Source organism: Micromonospora sp. C28ISP2-4, assembly GCF_030519385.1.
Taxonomy (GTDB): Bacteria; Actinomycetota; Actinomycetes; order Mycobacteriales; family Micromonosporaceae; genus Micromonospora; species Micromonospora tulbaghiae.
The window spans coordinates 28,676-46,368 of the sequence record NZ_JAUMKG010000012.1 but is presented as its reverse complement, the minus strand read 5'-3'; the positions used below and the strand labels follow the sequence as shown (position 1 = coordinate 46,368).

Genomic DNA, 17,693 nt, shown 5'->3' with positions numbered 1-17,693 from the left:
TCCTCGAAAGAACAGCCACCAGTCCGGGGTATAAAACAATTGGCACTGGCTTTACAAGCACCCTGTTGAGTTCTCAAAGAACAACCACACACCAACCGCAAGCCCCACAACCGTGGAACCCCGACCGGGGCATTTCGTTCAGCTACCCGCCGCTCTCGCGCCGGGCACTTTTACTACGTTACCTCACCGTCTCTGCCGTGTCAAACCGTGTGTCCCGGTCTGTCACGCTTCGTACGGGTTGGCGCCGCTGAGCACGCGCAGCAGTCACCCGCTGCGCTTGATCATCGAATTTGGCAGGCCGGCCGCTGCGGTTTCCCGCGAGCTCGCCCGGTGCCCTGCCGGTCGACAACCTTACCCGGTCGGTTCCGCTCCGCCAAATCCGCCCTACGGCGTTTCGGCGGGCCCCACCCGGACCGTGCCCTCCAAGACCTGAGCCTTGATCGGACCCGGCGCCAGCCCTGTTCGGCGCTCCCGGGCTTTCGTCCCGTTTGCCCCGTTCCGCGCTGGCAGAGAGAAAGTTACGCGTCCTCAGGTTTGATCGTCAAATCGGGGGGTAGCGGCGCGCGTCACACCCGTCCGGTTCTGGTTGATCAAGGAGTTGACCTCCCGATTCGCGCCCTCCGCCGACACCATCTCCTTGTTCACCGGGGCGACGTCGACGGCGGGGGCGACGACGAGGGCGCACTGGAAGAACGGCGGGCGGCGCGCCAAGCCCTGATGCCCAGGACTCCTACGGTCGTACCGATGGCCAGGGACGCGGCGATCAGCAGGGCGTGCACCCACAGGAATCCGGTCGGGCTGCCCTCACCGACGGCGCCGGCCGACCAGGCGCGCTCGTCGTTCCAGATGGCAACCGCGAACCTCGGCCAGATCGCCCACGTCCAGACGCCGACGGCGATCAGGAACAGCGACCAACCACGTGACAGGACCATGGTCGGCCAGTATGCCAGCGGGGGCATCCGCCCAGGTCAGGCCCGCGGCCCGCGCGGCGCGCGTTTCCGTTCCCGCCGCCCGGGGCACTGTTCTGTCGAGCCGATTCGACGGAGGTGCACCGATGCAGCCGTTCAACCCGTGGACCTGGCGGGATCCGTCCGCCCTGGCCGGTGGGTACGACCAGACCCGGCCGGGAGACGTGCCGCGGCAGCGCACCGGTGACGCGGACGAGGGCCCGGACGCCCCCGGCCCGGGTACGCCGATCGACCTCACCGGCTACCGGGTGGAGGCGACGGACGGGCGGATCGGCTCCATCGACGAGGCGAGCGACGACGCGGACGCGCGGTACCTGGTGGTGGACACCGGTCCGTGGATCTTCGGCAAGAAGGTGCTGCTGCCGGCCGGCACTGTGGCGCAGGTCGACCACCTGGAGCGCGTCGTGCACGTGGACCGCACCCGCGAGCAGGTGAAGGAGTCCCCGGCGTTCGACAGCGACCACTTCGCGCACCCCGACTACCGGGAGCGGGTCGGCAGCTACTACACCGAGAGCTATCGACAGCAGTAAGCGCGGCGGGAGGCAGCGGCGCCGGCCGGTGAGCGGATACCGTGTCACTCATGGTCCGGCCGCCCAGCTGCCTCCCGGAGACCCGCAGCGGTCTCCCGGGCCACGCTGTCGACGGCCGGGAGCAGATCCTCGACGTACTCCGTGCCGGCGGACTTCGGTTCCGCGCCGGCGGGCGATGGCGGCGCTCGTTCTGACGAGCCCGCTCCACCGACCCGGTGACACCCGGGTCGCTTCCCCCGCCAGCGAACGGCACGAAAGGCGTACGACCATGTCCTCTGCACGCATGCTCACCGGCGACCGCCCGACCGGGCGGCTGCACCTCGGCCACTACGTGGGCAGCATCGCCAACCGGGTGCGGCTGCACCAGCGCTACGAGAGCTTCTTCATCATCGCCGACCTGCACATGCTCACCACGCGCAACAGCCGCGCGGACATCGAGCAGGTGGCGCACAACGCCCGCGAGATGGTCACCGACATCCTCGCCGCCGGGGTGGAGCCGGAACGGGCGACGTTCTATCTCCAGTCCGCGGTCCCCGAGGTCGGCGACCTGAACACGCTGTTCCAGAACCTGATCACGGTGCCCCGGCTGGAGCGGGTGCCGTCGTTGAAGGAGATGACCCGGGACGCCGGGAAGGACGAGATGCCGTACGGCCTGCTCGGTTATCCGGTCCTCCAGGCCGCCGACATCCTCTGCGTGAAGGGGCAGGTCGTGCCGGTCGGGAAGGACAACGCCGCGCACGTCGAGGTGACCCGGGAGATCGCCCGGCGGTTCAACCACCTCTACGGCGAGGTCTTTCCGGTCCCCGAGATGCTCATGTCGGCCACACCCACGCTCGTCGGCACCGACGGCGCCGGGAAGATGAGCAAGAGCAAGGGGAACGCGATCGCGCTCTCCGACGACGCGGCGACGGTGCGCCGCAAGGTGATGGGGATGTTCACCGATCCGAACCGGGTCCGCGCCGACGTGCCCGGCACCGTCGAGGGAAACCCGGTCTTCGAGTACCACGACGTCTTCAATCCGGACCGGGCTCAGGTGGCGGACTTCAAGGCCCGCTACCGGGCCGGCCGGGTCGGTGACGTGGAGGTCAAGGAGGCGCTGGCGACGGCGCTCAACCGGTTCCTCGACCCGATCCGGGAGCGCCGGGCCCGCTTCGAGGCGCAGCCCGGCCTGGTCGACGAGCTGATCGTCACCGGCACCGAGCGGACCCGCGAGCAGGTGCGCCGAACGCTCGTCGAGGTCCGCCGGGCGATGGGCCTGAGCAGCGCGTACACCCAGGTGCGGCGCCGGGCCGAGCGCTACCGCAAGGCCGTCGCCACCTCGGCCTGACCACGAGCCGGTCCGGGGTACGCGCTTGCGCCGACCCCGGACCGGCCGGTTACGCTGCCGACATGGCCAGCTCGCACGCGTACCCGATGACGTCCTCCGACGTCCGGCTCGGCGCGCTGCGACGCCGGCGGTCCCGCGACCGCCTGCGCTGAGCCTTCCCCTCCTGCGACCGGCGGATCGAGCCGCCGGTCGTCATCGGTCGTCGTCGCTCCGCCGTCGCGTTCCCCGTCAGGTGATCCGCGCGGCGGATCCACAGCGAGATCGGCGTACTCATGGATCTTGAAAGGTTGCTCACCGACCGGCTGGCGCCGGCGTTCGCGGCGGTGGCCAGCGGGCCGGTGGACCCGGCCGTGCGGCGCTCCCAGCACGCGGACTTCCAGTCCGACGCGGCGCTGGGGCTGGCCCGGCGGCTCGGCCGGCCGCCGCGGGAGATCGCCGCGGAGGTACGGGAGCGCGCGGCGCTCGGCGACCTCTGCGCGGCGGTCGAGGTGTCCGGTCCGGGTTTCCTCAACCTGACGGTGGCCGGGCACGCGCTCGGCGGGCTGGTCTCCGCGATGGCCGCCGACCCGCGGCTCGGTGTGCCGGCGGTGACCGAGCCGGAGACGGTGGTGGTCGACTACTCCGGGCCGAACGTGGCGAAGGAGATGCACGTCGGGCACCTGCGCTCGACGGTGATCGGGGACGCGGCGGCGCGGACGCTGGAGTGGCTCGGGCACCGGGTGCTGCGCGCCAACCACCTGGGCGACTGGGGCACGCCGTTCGGCATGTTGATCGAGCACCTGCTCGATCTTGGCGAGGCCGGGGCGGCGCAGGAGCTGTCGATGGGTGACCTGGACGGGTTCTACAAGGCGGCGCGGGCGAAGTTCGACGACGACGAGGCGTTCCGGGAGCGGTCGCGGCAGCGGGTGGTGGCGTTGCAGGGCGGCGACCCGGCGACGTTGCGGTTGTGGCGGCTACTGGTGACGCAGTCCGAGAGCTACTTCCTGGCCGTGTACGACCTGCTCGACGTGACGCTGACCGGGGACGACTTCCGGGGCGAGAGCAGCTACCACGAGCAGCTCGCCCCGACTGTCGAGGAGCTCGACCGGCTCAGGCTGCTGCGGCGCAGCGACGGCGCGGACTGCGTGTTCCCGCCCGGTTCGGTGGGCCGTGACGGCGAGCCGCTGCCGCTGATCGTGCGCAAGTCCGACGGCGGGTACGGCTACCCGGCCACCGACCTGGCCGCGCTGCGGCACCGGACCGGCGCGCTCGGCGCGACCCGGCTGCTCTACGTGGTCGGGCTACCGCAGCGGCGGCACTTCGAGATGGTGTTCGCGGTCGCCGCGCAGGCCGGCTGGCTGGCCGCGCCGGTGCGGGCCGAGCACGTCGGGTTCGGCTCGATCCTCGGCCCGGACGGGCGGATGCTGCGCAGCCGGGCCGGCGGGTCGGTGAAGCTGGTCGGGCTGCTCACCGAGGCGGTCCAGCGGGCCACCGCGCTGGCCCGGGAACGCAATCCCGAGCTGGGCGAGGCGGCGGCCGCCGAGGTGGGACGCGCGGTGGGCATCGGCGCGATCAAGTACGCCGACCTGTCCGGCGACCGGCACAAGGACTACGTGCTGGACTGGGAACGGATGCTGTCGCTGGACGGGAACACCGCGCCGTACCTCCAGTACGCGTACTCCCGGGTCCGGTCGATCTTCCGGCGGGCGGGCGCGGCGGCGCGCCCGGACGCGGAGGTCTCGCTCGCCGAGCCGGCCGAGCGGGCGCTCGCCATGGAACTGGTCGGCTTCGCCGCGGTTGTCGACGAGGTGGCGGGCAGCCTGGAGTTCCACCGGCTGACCGCGTACCTGCACCGGCTGGCGGTCGCGTTCAGCGCGTTCTACGAGCGCTGCCCGGTGCTGCGGGCCGAGGGGCCGATCCGGGAGAGCCGGCTCGTGCTGTGCGAGCTGACCGGGCGGGTGCTGCGGCAGGGCCTGGACCTGCTCGGCATCCGTACCCCGGAACGGATGTGAGGCCGAGGGGTCACCGGAAGCCCGTGCGGCGGCTAGCGTGACGCATCGATCGAACGAGAGGGAGGCCACCATGGCGGATCGGCGCGCGGTGCTCGCTCCGGGACGTGGCTACGACACCCGGGGTCCGCTCTTCGTCTACATCGGTGAGGCGTTGCGCCGGCTCGGCTTCGACGTGCACGAAGTGACCTGGCGGTCGATCGGGGACCTGCGCCTCGACAGCGCGCCGGAGTGGGTCGCCGAGCAACTGGATCCGGTCCTCGACGCCGGGGTGGATCTGCTCGTGGGCAAGTCGCTCGGTAGTTTCGCCGCCCCGCTCGCCGCCGATCGGGGCATCCCGGCGGTCTGGCTGACGCCGCTGCTGACCGACCCCGCGGTACGGGAGCCGCTGGGCCGGGCCACCGCGCCGTTCCTGCTGGCCGGCGGCACCGCCGACCGGGTCTGGGACGGTGCGGTGGCGCGCCGCCTCACCCCGTACGTGGTGGAGGTCGCCGACGCCGACCACTCGATGATGGTGCCCGGGCCGCTGGCGCGCTCGGCCGAGGCGCTCGGGCGGGTCTGCACTGCGGTGGAGGAGTTCGTCGCCGACCGCTGACCGGTCAGCGGCGGCGCCGCCGCGCCCACACGCCTGCCGCCACCGCCGCGACGATCGGCAGCAGGCAGCAGAGCGCCAGGACGGACAGGTGCCACGGCTTGATCGCTCCCATGGGCCGAACGATAGGCGTCGCAGTCCAACGGCCGCTACGCGGAGGGTCGGGCGGCCTTGCCGTCCAGCCACAGCGTGTCGCTGTCGTCGCGGTGGGAGCCGGTGGATCCGACGTGCCTGGCGCTGATCTTCGGCCCGTTCCTGATCACGTGGACCAGGGCCATCGCGTGGCCCCGGCCGAGGCCGTACTCGTCCTTGAGCCAGCCCACGATCACGCCGGCCTTGACGTCGGCCGCGTCGTAGCCGCGCTCACGGGCCTCGTCGACCAGGACGCGCGGGGTCTTGCCGGTCTTGTCCTCGATCGCGTCGAGGTACGCCTGGAAGGACATCTGCTCAACCCTTCGTCCGGGGGGTGGTGGCAACTCCACCCTCCCGGGCGGCGCGGTTCCGATCAACGACGGACCGGGCCACCGTCGTTGCCTCCAGGACAACGATCGCCGCCGGGCGAGACGCCGGAGAGCCCGGCCCGCGATCACGCGGGCCGGGCTCTCCAGATCTCGGGGTACGCGCTCAGCGCTGGAGCGTGAGCAGCCCGGGCCGGTAGGGCAGGAGGCCGTAGTCGCCGCCGGAGTTGGGGGAGCGGCCCTGGTAGAGCAGTTGGAGGTTGCAGGGGTCGACGGTGAAGGTCTGGTCCGCGGTGGTGCGGATCAGTTCACCGTGGCTGATGTCGTTGGTCCAGGTCGCGCCGCTGTTGACCTTGCCCGCGAACGGGTTGGACTCGGTGGCCGCCTGCGGGGTCCACGAGCCGCCCAGGCTGGTGGCGGTGAAGGAGCGGAAGTAGCGGCCCTGGGAGCCGATGGCCTCGACGATCATGAGGTAGCGGGTCTGGCCCTGCAGCTTGTAGACCTGCACGGCCTCGAACAGGTTGTTCGTCGAGTCCGACATGATGGTGGTGTAGTTCGATCCGAAGCTGCCCGGGAAGTTGCTCAGGGGCATGCTGGAGCGGTAGATCTTGCCGTTGTCACCGGCGAAGAACAGGTACATGTTCTGGTCGTCGGCGATCAGCGTCTGGTCGATCGGGCCGGTGCCGGACCCGGAGATGCTGCCGGTGAACAGCGGCTGCGCCGAGGACCACCCGTTCGGGTTCGTCGGGTCGTTGGAGGTGCGGTAGGAGAACGCGGTCGGGCCCCACTGGTAGGCCAGGACCCAGATGTTGCGCGGCGCGAAGTAGAACAACGTCGGCGCCACCGTCCCCGACGACATCGCGTTCTGCGACACCGAAGCCATCTGCGACCAGTTCGAGAACAACCCGAAGTTCATCGACCCCCACGACGACCCGGTGTCGTGCGTGGTGGCGTACACCAGGTGTTGCCCGTTGTAGGGCACCACTGTGAAGTCCTTCAGCGACACCCAGCCCGAGCGCGGCTGCGCCAACGCGCCCGTCGACGACCACCGGTACGACGACGGCAGGTTGCAGGTGCCACCCGGCGGAGGAGTGGTCGGCGGCGGCGTGGTGGGGTTGCCGCCGCCCCCGTCGACGCGGACGAGCTGCCACTGCTGGTTGGCGCCGTTCCAGTCGTCGTACTGGACGATGTTCCCGCCGTCGGCGGTCGAGGCGCCCTGCACCTCCACCGCCTTGTTGCTGTGGCGGCTGATCAGCCGGACGTAGCCGCTGTCGGAGTCGGCCAGCCGGAACTGCTGGTTGGTCCCGTTGAGGTCGGACCACTGCACGATGCTTCCGCCGTTGGCGGTCGACCAGTTGTAGACGTCGAGCACCTTGCCCGACAGCCGTGACTTCAGCCGGTAGTAGCCGCCGCCGGAGTCGACGAACTGCCACTGCTGCTGGTTGCCGTTGTTGCGCGACCACTGCACGATCCGCGCGCCGTCGTTCGTGGCCAGGTTGTAGACGTCGAGCGCCTTGCCGCTGTTGCGGTTGACCAGGACGTACCAGGCGTTCGTGTCGACGCTCGCAGCGGCGGCGGGCGCGGACACGACCGCCACGGCGCCGGCGCCGACGAGTACCGCTGCCGCGCCCGTGGCGACGACGCGCGGCAGCCATCGGCGCCGTCGTGGCGGCGACACAGTCGATGGGGACCTACCGAAAGCAAACATGTTCCTCCCTCAGATCAGACATGTTGTGAGCGCTAACAATCCGTCGGAGCGCACTGATCCCACACCCGGCCTGCCACGCGGCCAGCCGCACCCGCCCGGTGAGCCGCCCAAGCCGCCGCCCTGTGCCATCGACTGTGAGCGATAACACGTCGTTCGTCAAGTCGTAACAGTCGATGGCTGACGGGTGCGTGACAGCACGGGGCCATGGCCATGCCAGCTTCTCGACCAGCACTACCGCCGCCCGCACCACGGCCCGGCAGTGCACACGGCTGGAGGGTGGTGGGGGAGCGCTCGATGACCCGCGAGCGGGTGCTGGCCGCCGCATCACCCCGGACAACGTCTGGGACCTGGTCGCGATGCTCGCGCGCCTGCGGCTGGCTGAGGCGTTCTTCAACCTGACGCTGCCGTTCGTCCACCCCGACCCCTCACCTGACCAGGGGATCGGGGTGGACGATTTCTGGCAAAGTCTGAACTTTCGATTCGTGGCCTAGATCGGCAAAAAGGCGCATAATTGATCCCTTACGGTCGCTCCCCCGGGCGACGACGACGCCGGCCGGCGAACCGTCCGAAAAGAACCGTCTCCCCACCGGTGGGTCGATGGCGCTGAATCCCTGAAGCCACTAGGTTGGCCGTCGCCGCTGTGCTCGGCCGGCGCATACCCGAACCTAAGGAACACTCATGACAACCGCACCCTTGCGCCAGGATGAGCCCCCGGTCTCGCTGGGCAGGGTCCGCGCGGAGCCGCTCGACCGGCTCTCCGCCGCGGACATCTCCCCCATCGTGCGCCGGGTGATGGCGGCTCACCTCGATCAGACCCGGATCCCGGCGGCGAAGTTCTCGTCGTTCATCTGATCCGCGATGGCCCCGGGGCCCGCCCGCGCGGCGCTCACCGAGTTCGTCCTCAAGGTGCACGCCAGGTGTGACCTGGCGTGCGACCACTGCTACGTCTACGAGCACGCCGACCAGAGCTGGCGGCGCCGCCCGGTACGGATGACACCGGAGGTGCTCCGGGCCGCGGCCGGGCGGATCGCCGAACACGCCGCGGCCCACGACCTGCCGGACGTCACCGTCATCCTGCACGGCGGGGAGCCGTTGCTGCTCGGCGCCGAGCGGCTGGGCGAGGTGCTCGCCGACCTCCGGCGTGTCATCGACCCCGTTACCCGGCTCCGGCTCGGCATGCAGACCAACGGCGTCCTGCTCTCCGAGCGGCTCTGCGACGTGCTCGCCGAACACGACGTGGCGGTCGGCGTATCGCTCGACGGCGACCGGGCCGCCAACGACAGGCACCGGCGCTTCCGGTCCGGTGCCGGCAGCTACGACCAGGTGCTCCGCGCGCTCGCCCTGCTGCGCCGCCCGGCGTACCGGCGGATCTACTCGGGCCTGCTGTGCACTGTGGACGTGCGCAACGACCCGATCGCGGTGTACGAGTCGCTGCTCGCCCAGGAGCCTCCGCGGATCGACTTCCTGCTCCCGCACGCCACCTGGGACGACCCGCCGTGGCGGCCGGCGGGCGGCGGCACCGCGTACGCGGACTGGCTGCGTGCCGTCTACGACCGCTGGCGGGCGGACGGCCGGCCGGTCTCCGTCCGCCTCTTCGACTCGCTGCTGTCCACAGCCGCGGGCGGACCCAGCGGCACCGAGTGGCTCGGTCTCGACCCGGTCGACCTGGCGGTGATCGAGACGGACGGCGAGTGGGAGCAGGCGGACTCGCTCAAGACCGCGTACGACGGCGCGCCGGCCACCGGCATGACCGTCTTCTCGCACGCGGCCGACGACGTGGCGGCCAGCCCGCTCCTGACCCGCCGCCGCTCCGGCCGGGCCGGGCTCAGCGACGAGTGCCGGCGGTGCCCGGTGGTCGACCAGTGCGGCGGGGGACTCTTCGCCCACCGGTACGGCGCCGGGCACTTCAACCGTCCGAGTGTCTACTGCGCCGATCTGAAAGAGCTGATCGTGCACGTGAACGAGAACCCACCGGCACCCGTCCGGCTCGACGCCGGCCTGCCCGACGACTTCATCGACCGCCTCGCGGCCCTGACCGGCGACCGGGTCGCCATCGGCCGGCTCGTCGAGGCGCAGATCGCCATCGTCCGCGCGCTGCTCGCCGAGGTGGCCGACCGGCTGCCCGCCGGCGGGGCCGGAGCCGACGGCTGGGAGGCGCTGACCGCCCTCGACCGCAGCGCGCCGGAGTCCGTGGCCCGGATCGCGGCGCATCCGTACGTGCGGGCGTGGGCTGTCGACTGTCTCGCCGGCACCGGCACCGGCGCCCGGCAGGGACCGGACTACCTGGCCGCGCTCGCCGTCGCCGCCGCGCTCGACGCCGGCACCCCGGTACGCCTCGACGTGCCGGTGCGGTCCAGCCGCCTGCACCTGCCGACAGTGGGCACGGTCCTGCTGCCCGAAGTGGGTGACGGCGCCGCACGGGTCGAGACCGGCAGCGGTTCGCTGCGGGTGACCGCCGGGGATGTGACGGTCACGGTCCGGCCCGGGACGCCCGGGGACGCGCCGAGGTGGTGGCCGACGCGCGTGCTCACCGCGCCGGGCGTGCGCGTCCTGCTGGAGGATGGCGACCCGCACCGCGACTGCCACCGGCTGCCCGCAGGTGACCGGCTCGACGACGCCGGTGCCGCGCGCTGGGCCGAGACGTTCGCGGCGGCGTGGCAGGCGATCCGGGACGAGGTGCCGGGCCACGCCGAGGAGCTGCGCGCCGGGCTGCGGGCCGTGGTGCCGCTGCGCCGCAGCGGCGCCGGGGTGAGCGAGGCGTCGACCGCGCGGCAGGCGTTCGGCGGCGTCGCGGCCACGGAGACCGACGCCGGGTCGCTCGCGGTGCTGCTCGTGCACGAGTTCCAGCACAGCAAGATGAACGCCCTGCTGGACATCTGCGACCTGGTCGACGGCACCCGGCCGATCGACATCACAGTGGGCTGGCGGCCCGACCCCCGGCCCGCGGAGGCCGTCCTGCACGGCATCTACGCGCACGCTGCGGTGGCCGACATCTGGCGGATCCGGGCCGACCGTGAGGTCGACGGCGCGCAGGCGGTGTACCGCCGGTACCGCGACTGGACGGCCGAGGCGATCGGCGCTCTGCAACGGGCGGACGCGCTCACCCCGGCCGGCTCGCGGCTGGTCCGGCAGGTCGCCCGCTCGATGTCGGGGTGGCCGTCGTGACCGCCACCCGGACCCCGTACCGGGCCGGCACGCTCGCCGCCGACCTGCGCGCGCTCGGGCTCGGCCCCGGCGACGTGGCGCTCGTGCACTGCTCCCTGCGCGCGCTCGGACCGGTCGACGGCGGGCCGGCCACGCTGGCCGACGCCCTGCGGGCCGCCATCGGCCCCTCCGGCACCGTCGTGGTCCCGGCACAGACCCCTGACAACTCGGTGAGCAGCGCCGCGTACCGCGCCGCGACCGCCGGGCTCACCGACGAGGAGCGCCTGGCGTACGAGGACCGGATGCCCGGCTTCGACCCGGCCGTCACGCCGTCGTTCGGGGTCGGCGTGTTCGCCGAGCACGTACGCCGGCTGCCCGGCGCGGTCCGCAGCCGGCACCCGCAGACGTCGTTCAGCGCGTGGGGGCCGCGGGCGCAGGAGCTGATGCGCGTCCACGACCTGGACTCCCACCTCGGGGAGCGGTCCCCGCTCGCCGCTTTGGAGGCGGCCGGCGCGTGGACGCTGCTGCTCGGTGTCGGTTATGCGACATGCACCGCGCTGCACCTCGCCGAGTACCGGTTGCGCCGCCCGCCGCAGCGGCGGCCGTACCGCTGCTACGTGGTGCGCGACGGCCGCCGGGAACGGCTCGACTTCGAGGCGCCGCACCTCGACGCGGCCCTGTTCAGCGAGATCGGCGCGGAACTCGACCGGGCGACGTTCACCCGGCACGGGACGGTCGGCGACGCGCCGGCCCGGCTGCTGCCGATATCGGAGGCGGTACGCGTCGCCGTGGCGTGGATGGACGCCCACATCGGACGGTGAGGGCCTGGTAACCCGAGCGCAACCTCTCTACCCTGATCGATAGACGCCGTATCGTGTCGACCGGGGAGCAGCGCGTGATCATTGACGGTTGGGGGTCAGGCGCACTTCCCGTGGAACGGTCGTGTCGTCGTGACCTCTGAGCGGCCCGCGCTGCCGGGCCCGCCCTATTTCTTCCTCAGCTACGTCCCCCCGCCGACGCACAACGACCGCACCCCGGGCGACCACTGGGTCCGCCGCTTCTACCACGATCTCAACCTGGCGATCGACGGCCGGCCCGGCGACCGGTTACGCCGGCAGGGTTTCGCCGACTTCATGGTGCGGCCGCCGGACGACCGGACGGAACGAAGACGCACCGCGCTGGCCGAGGCCGAGGTGTTCGTGCCGTTGTACTCACCGGACTACCTCAACCGGGACGACTCGCGCCGGGAACGGGAGTGGTTCCGGCAACGGCTGATCCGGGCCGGCCGCCCGCCCGACGGCGACAACATCCTGCCGGTCCTGTGGATCCCGTCGCCCGCCGCCGTGCACGCGCCCGACCAGGCCCGGGCGGTGGCGATGGCCGCCGACGTGGACGCGTACGCGGCGAACGGCATGAGCGCGCTCTGCCGGCTCCAGAAGTTCCAGCACGCCTACAAGGAGGTGCTGGGTCGGCTCGCCCAGCACATCGTCGACACCGCCGAGCAGACGCCGTTGCAGCCGGCCGAGCCGCCGACCGGCCCGACCGACCTGCCGTCGTCGCCGACCAGCGAGGTGCCGTTCCGGGCGGTGGTGATCGCGCCCGAGGAACCGGCGGACGCGGGCCGGCTCAACGGGCGGTCCGACACGCACGCCGGCCGGTGGCGCCCGTTCCGCGACCGGCCGCCGGTGGTCGACGACGTGACCGACGCGGTGCAGCGGCTCCGGATGCCGATCGACGTCCGCGACTTCGTACCCGATGCCGGGCTGTTCCGGGGCTGCCCGGGCGTACTCATGATCGATCCTCGGGTGGTCGAGACGCCGGACGGTGCGGAGGCCGTCCGCGCGGCCGTCGCCTCGCTGCACCGCTGGGTGGGCGTCGTGGTGATCATCGAGGACTCGGCACCCGGCCGTCGCTCCCACGCGGCGGTGCTGCTCGACCGGGCCATCGCGATCATCCCGGCCGCGGCACGCCCGCTGGCCGTCACCACGTACGACGACTGGCGGGCGGGGATCCACGGCCTGGTCGACCGGATGCGCCGCCGATACCTGGAGGCGAGGCCGGCCTACCCGCCGCCGGGACGACCGATCAGCAAACCCCGGCTCTGGGAGAACCCGCCGCCCGACGAGGGAGTGGACACATGACCCGACGCGAGGGACAGGTCGTCACCTTCTACTCCTACAAGGGCGGCACCGGCCGGACGATGGCGCTGGCGAACGTCGCCTGGATCCTCGCCGCCAACGGCAAGCGGGTGCTCGCCGTCGACTGGGACCTGGAATCCCCCGGCCTGTCGCGCTTCTTCGCGCCGTTCATCGACCGCGACGCGCTGGAGAGCACCGGCGGGGTGATCGACCTGATCCGGGAGTACGAGTGGGCGACCACCACCAAGCAGGACAAGGGCGACGACCGCTGGCACGAGCAGTACGCCCGGGTGCACAAGTACTCGTTCTCGCTGAACTGGTCCAACTTCCCCGGCGACGGGACGCTCGACTTCCTCGGCGCCGGCCAGCAGAACAACGACTACGCCGGCGCGCTCGCCGGGATGAACTGGGACGAGTTCTACGAGCGGCAGGGCGGCGGCTACTTCTTCGACGCGCTGCGCGCGGACATGAAGCGCAACTACGACTACGTGCTGATCGACAGCCGCACCGGGTTCTCCGACGTCGCCGACATCTGCACGATCCAGTTGCCGGACGTGCTGGTCACCTGCTTCACCCTCAGCGAGCAGGGCATCACCGGCGCGGCCAAGGTGGCGCGGCTGGTCGAGCACCGCTACGGGTCGCGGCGGATCCGGGTGCTGCCCGTGCCGATGCGGATCGACCCGGCGGAGAAGGTCAAGGCGGACACCGGGCGCGCGGTGGCGCGGCAGCGGTTCAGCGGTCTGCCGAGCGGGATGAGCGAGGCCGACCGGGACCGGTACTGGGCCCGGATGCAGGTGCCCTACCAGGCGTTCTACGCGTACGAGGAACTGCTCGCCACGTTCGCCGACCAGCCCGGCGTGAACGGGTCGCTGCTGTCCGCGTACGAGGTGCTGGCCCGGGAGATCACCCGGGGCGAGGTGGAGTCGCTGCCGCCGATGAGCAGCGCGGTACGCGAGCGGGTCAACGCCCGGTTCACCCGTACCTCCAACTCGGTGGAGAACGAGATCCTGCTCCGGCACGCCCAGTACGACCGGGTGTGGGCGGAGTGGATCGGTCACCTGCTGGTCTCGGCCGACGTCCGGGTTACCGACCCGTGGTTCACCGACGACGAGGTGCCCCGGACGGCCCGGGAACTGATCATCGTCTCCGAGTCCAACGCGAACGAGGAGGCGGTGCTCGCCGCGCCGGACCGCTCGCCCGACCAGGTGCCGCTCGTGGTCTACGTCGCGGACGTGCGGCGCCTGGCGAACGTGCCCGCCGCGCACACCGTCTCGGTGGCCGGCCTGGAGGCCCGTACCGCCGCCGCGCGGATCCTGCGCCTGGTCGGCCGCGAGGGGGTGCCCGCCGACCTGGAGCTGCCCACCGGTCCCCGGTTCCCCGGCCGCGACAACACGGTGTTCGAGGTGCCGGGCCGCAACAAGCGCTTCACCGGCCGGGAGGCGGACCTGCGCGAGCTGCGGACGCTGCTGCGCAGCAGCCCGAAGGTGGTGCTCTCCGGCACCGGGCCGGTGGCGTTGCAGGGCATGGGCGGCATCGGCAAGAGCCAGCTCGCGCTGGAGTACGCCCACCGCTACCGCGCCGCGTACGACATGGTGTGGTGGATCGACGCCGACCAGGTGCCGTTCATCGAGTCGGCGATCGGTGACCTCGCGCCCTACCTGGGCGTCCCGTCGTCGGAATCGAACCGGGAGAACGCCCGGCTGGTGCTCCAGGCGCTGCGCCGCACCGACCTCCGCTGGTTGCTGATCATGGACAACGCGGACGAGATCGAGGGCGTCCTGCCGTACGTGCCGGACGGCAAGGGCCACGTCCTGATCACGTCCCGGAACCTCCAGTGGGTCGAGCGGGCCACCACCGTCCAGGTCGACGTGTTCAAGCGGGCGGAGAGCATCCAGCACCTCACCGAGCGGGTGCCGAACATGCGCGTCGACCAGGCCGACCGGATCGCCGCCCTGCTCGGCGACCTGCCGATCGCCGTCACCGCCGCCGCGGCCTGGCTCGCCGACACCGGTCACTCCGTCGACAGCTACCTCACCGAGATCGCCAAGTTCGGTCCGGGCGCGGTGATGGAACCGAACAGCAACGTCTCCGTGGAGGCCACCTGGGAGCTGTCCCTCAACCACCTGCGGACCCGCAACCCGGCCGCCTACCGGGTGCTGCAACTCTGCTCGGTGTTCGCGCCGGAGATCTCCGCCGACCTGGTCTACAGCGACGAGTTCGCCGAGGCTCTCGTGCCGTTCCACCCGCAGGCCAAGGAGCGGCTGGTCCGCCAGCAACTGGTGCAGCAGGCCAACCGGCTCGCCCTGGTGCGGGTCGACCTGCGGGCCGAGAACCCGGCCGGCGGCGAGCGGGGCCGGGGCGGCCTGGTGCTCATGCACCGCCTGCTCCAGCACGCCGTCCGGTCCCGGATGACGGAGGCGGAACTCGACGAGGCCCGCCAGCAGGTCCACCTGGTGCTCGCCGCCGCCCGGCCCGAGGGCGAGGTCGACGACCCCGACGGGTGGCCCCGGTTCCGGGTCATCTGGCCGCACCTGGAGGCGTCGAAGGCACCGCTGAGCCGCAAGGTGGAGGTGCGGGCGCTGATGATCGACCGGGTCCGCTACCTCCAGTTGCGCGGCGACCTGGAGACCGGCCGGCGGCTCGGGCAGGAGGTAGCGCAGACCTGGGAGCAGATGCTGGCCCAGGAGACCGACCCGCGGGCGCGCGACGACCTGCGCCGGCAGTTGCTGCACCTCCAGTTCAACCTCGCCAACATCCTCGCCTTCCTCGGGCAGTTCACCGAGTCCCGGGCGCTGGACGAGGAGGTGCTGGCGGCCCAGCGGGAACTGCTCGGCGAGGACCACCCGCACACCCTGATGACCGCCGGCGGGCTCGCCCGCGACCTGCGCGGCATGGGCATGTACAACGAGGCGCTGCGCCTGGACGAGATCACGTTCAACGCGTGGAAGCGGAACTTCACCGAGGAGCACCCGCGTACCCTCGCGGCGCTCAACAACCTCGCCAGCACCCAGCGCCTGATGGGCGACTTCCGGGAGGCCCGCAAGAACGACGAGATGGTGCTTGCCGGGCGTCGCGCGATCCTCGGGGAGAATCACCCGGACACGCTCGCCTCCTCCGCGTACGTCGGCATCGACATGCGCGACGCGGGCGACTTCGAGCAGTCGGTCACCCGGCTGCGCAGCGTCCACCGCGACCTGCTGCACACCGCCGGGGCCGAACACCTGATCACCCTGCGGACGCAGACGAACCTGGCGGTGTCGCTGCGCGCGGCCGGGCACGCGGTCGAGGCGGGCAAGCTCCTCGAAGCCGCGTACGAGCTGCTGAACGAGCGGTTCGGGCCGGACAACCCGGAGACGCTCACCTGCCGGCTGAGCTTGTCGATCAACCTGCTCACCGTCGACCTGTTCCAGCGCGCCAGCCGGGAACTCACCGAGGTGCACCGCATCTACCAGCGCAACCTCGGCCCGGCGCACCCGCTGACCCTGGTCTGCATGGTCAACCTCGCCATGGTGGCCCGCCGCGCCGGGGACTTCGCCGAGGCCCGGCAGCTCGCCGGCCGGTCCGCCGACTCGCTCGCGGGCGTCCTGGGCAGCGGGCACCCGTACCCGCTCTCCGGCTGGATGAACCAGGGCATCTGCATCGCCGAACAGCCGGACCCGCCGGAAGGCCGGGAGGCCGCGGACCGGGAGGCGCTGAGCCTGCTGCGGCGCGCGCACGACGGGCTGGTGCGGATCCTCGGCCGCGACCACACCAACACGCTGCGCTGCCGGGCGAACCTGGTGGTGATGCAGGAGCGGGTGGAGAGCGGCCGGCGCGCGGAGCTGGAGGCCGTCACCCGGGAACTGACCTACCGGCTCGGCGAGAACCACCCGGCCGTCGAGGCCGCCCGGGAGAGCCGGTTGCAACGGCGCATCATCGACCCGCATCCGATCTGACGGCGGTCCGCTCCACCGGGCCGGCGAGCCAGGCGAGGATCTCCGGCAGCACCTCCACCGCGCCGAAGTGCGCGCTGTGCGGCTGCACGTGCAGTTGCGCGCCGGGAATCTGCTCGGCCAGCCAGCGGGTGTGGCTGGCCGGGGCGAAGTTGTCGTCGGCGCCGTGCCACAGCCGGACCGGCATCCGGATGTCCGCGAGCGTGATGCCCCAGTCGGCGCGCAGCGCGAGCACGTCGTCGATCCAGCCGTGCGGCCCCTGGCGCAGCGCCTCGGCGTAGGCGTCGGTGAGCTGCCGGCGGATCGGCACCCCGGCCACCACCCGGCGGTCGGCCTCGGTCATCTGCTCGACCAGCAGCGCGAGCAGCGAGCCCGGGTCGTCCATCGTCCGCTCGGCCCGCAGCCGCAACTGCTCCGCGAGCGCCGGCACGTCGCGCTCGGCGGCGCCGTAGTCACGCACGTTGGCGTCGGTCATGCCGCCGAACCAGTCCAGTCCGGCCGCGCCGGCCGGGGCGAGACCGACCAGGACGGCGGTCCGCCGTACCCGATCCGGCAGCAGCGCGGCGCAGGCCAGGGCGTGCGGGCCGCCCCCGGACCGCCCCACCACCGAGAACGCGTCCAGGCCCAGGTCGTCAGCGATGGCCGCGACGTCCGCGGCGGCGTCCGCGACCCGGCGGCCGGGCAGCCGGCTGGAACCGCCGTAACCCGGCCGGTCGTACGAGATCAGCCGTACGCCCAGCCGGTGCAGCACGATGGACCGTGGTCGTGGACCGTTGCGGCTGCCGGGCGTGCCGTGCATCAGGAACACGGGCCAGCCGCGTTCCGCCCCGGCGATGTCGACCGCCAGGTTCCTCCTTCCCGCGCGGACGATGTGCTCTCGGTGCCGGGGCGAGTGTGCCAATCTTGGC

Annotated in this window: 14 protein-coding genes; 10 read left to right on the top strand and 4 right to left on the bottom strand. The window is 72.0% G+C overall.

From position 1 onward, the window contains the following. Positions 1 to 641: 641 nt before the first annotated feature. Complete coding sequence (locus tag Q3W68_RS28245) at positions 642 to 932, bottom strand: SCO4848 family membrane protein (protein WP_302908326.1); 291 nt, start codon at positions 930 to 932, stop codon at positions 642 to 644. Positions 933 to 1,054: 122 nt separating this feature from the next. On the opposite strand from Q3W68_RS28245, the gene Q3W68_RS28240 reads away from it, so the two are divergent. From Q3W68_RS28240 to Q3W68_RS28225, 4 genes are all read left to right on the top strand, one after another. Continuing rightward, positions 1,055 to 1,498 carry a PRC-barrel domain-containing protein gene (locus tag Q3W68_RS28240; protein WP_302908325.1) on the top strand — a complete coding sequence of 148 codons (444 nt, stop codon included), beginning with the start codon at positions 1,055 to 1,057 and terminating at the stop codon, positions 1,496 to 1,498. A gap of 268 nt (positions 1,499 to 1,766) precedes the next feature. Then, positions 1,767 to 2,825, top strand: coding sequence for a tryptophan--tRNA ligase (gene trpS / locus Q3W68_RS28235; protein WP_302908324.1), 1,059 nt, complete (start codon positions 1,767 to 1,769; stop codon positions 2,823 to 2,825). Positions 2,826 to 3,097: 272 nt separating this feature from the next. After that, a complete protein-coding gene (gene argS, locus Q3W68_RS28230) occupies positions 3,098 to 4,816 on the top strand; it encodes an arginine--tRNA ligase (protein WP_302908323.1) in 1,719 nt (572 codons plus the stop codon). 70 nt (positions 4,817 to 4,886) lie between these two features. Continuing rightward, positions 4,887 to 5,408, top strand: a complete 522-nt coding sequence (locus Q3W68_RS28225) for an alpha/beta hydrolase (protein WP_302908322.1) — start codon at positions 4,887 to 4,889, stop codon at positions 5,406 to 5,408. Between the two features lie 146 nt (positions 5,409 to 5,554). Here the strand turns inward: Q3W68_RS28225 and Q3W68_RS28220 are convergent, their stop codons facing one another. Both Q3W68_RS28220 and Q3W68_RS28215 read right to left on the bottom strand, forming a co-directional pair. Next, positions 5,555 to 5,848: a DUF4287 domain-containing protein gene (locus tag Q3W68_RS28220; RefSeq protein ID WP_302908321.1), complete on the bottom strand. Its 294-nt coding sequence runs from the start codon at positions 5,846 to 5,848 to the stop codon at positions 5,555 to 5,557. Positions 5,849 to 6,029: 181 nt separating this feature from the next. Continuing rightward, the gene (locus Q3W68_RS28215; RefSeq protein ID WP_302908320.1) at positions 6,030 to 7,571 is read right to left on the bottom strand and encodes a non-reducing end alpha-L-arabinofuranosidase family hydrolase; all 1,542 of its coding nucleotides are present in this window, start codon (positions 7,569 to 7,571) and stop codon (positions 6,030 to 6,032) included. A gap of 188 nt (positions 7,572 to 7,759) precedes the next feature. Here Q3W68_RS28215 and Q3W68_RS28210 point away from each other — a divergent pair, with 188 nt between their 5' ends. From Q3W68_RS28210 to fxsT, 6 genes are all read left to right on the top strand, one after another. After that, positions 7,760 to 8,062, top strand: coding sequence for a hypothetical protein (locus Q3W68_RS28210; RefSeq protein WP_302908319.1), 303 nt, complete (start codon positions 7,760 to 7,762; stop codon positions 8,060 to 8,062). A 187-nt stretch (positions 8,063 to 8,249) separates the two neighbouring features. Then, entirely contained in the window at positions 8,250 to 8,423 is a 174-nt protein-coding gene (locus Q3W68_RS28205; RefSeq protein WP_013289092.1) for a hypothetical protein, read from the top strand. A gap of 6 nt (positions 8,424 to 8,429) precedes the next feature. Next, the gene (locus Q3W68_RS28200; RefSeq protein ID WP_302908318.1) at positions 8,430 to 10,736 is read left to right on the top strand and encodes an FxsB family cyclophane-forming radical SAM/SPASM peptide maturase; all 2,307 of its coding nucleotides are present in this window, start codon (positions 8,430 to 8,432) and stop codon (positions 10,734 to 10,736) included. Further along, positions 10,733 to 11,536 carry an aminoglycoside N(3)-acetyltransferase gene (locus Q3W68_RS28195; protein ID WP_302908317.1) on the top strand — a complete coding sequence of 268 codons (804 nt, stop codon included), beginning with the start codon at positions 10,733 to 10,735 and terminating at the stop codon, positions 11,534 to 11,536. Before Q3W68_RS28200 ends, Q3W68_RS28195 begins: the two co-directional genes overlap by 4 nt. 129 nt (positions 11,537 to 11,665) lie before the next feature. Then, positions 11,666 to 12,856 (top strand): TIR-like protein FxsC, encoded by a 1,191-nt coding sequence (locus tag Q3W68_RS28190; RefSeq protein WP_302908316.1) that lies wholly within the window; start codon positions 11,666 to 11,668, stop codon positions 12,854 to 12,856. Next, a complete protein-coding gene (gene fxsT, locus Q3W68_RS28185; protein WP_302908315.1) occupies positions 12,853 to 16,788 on the top strand; it encodes an FxSxx-COOH system tetratricopeptide repeat protein in 3,936 nt (1,311 codons plus the stop codon). Before Q3W68_RS28190 ends, fxsT begins: the two co-directional genes overlap by 4 nt. Here fxsT and Q3W68_RS28180 read toward each other — a convergent pair. Next, the gene (locus Q3W68_RS28180; protein WP_302908314.1) at positions 16,766 to 17,686 is read right to left on the bottom strand and encodes an alpha/beta fold hydrolase; all 921 of its coding nucleotides are present in this window, start codon (positions 17,684 to 17,686) and stop codon (positions 16,766 to 16,768) included. The genes fxsT and Q3W68_RS28180 overlap by 23 nt on opposite strands. Between the last annotated feature and the right edge of the window lie 7 nt (positions 17,687 to 17,693).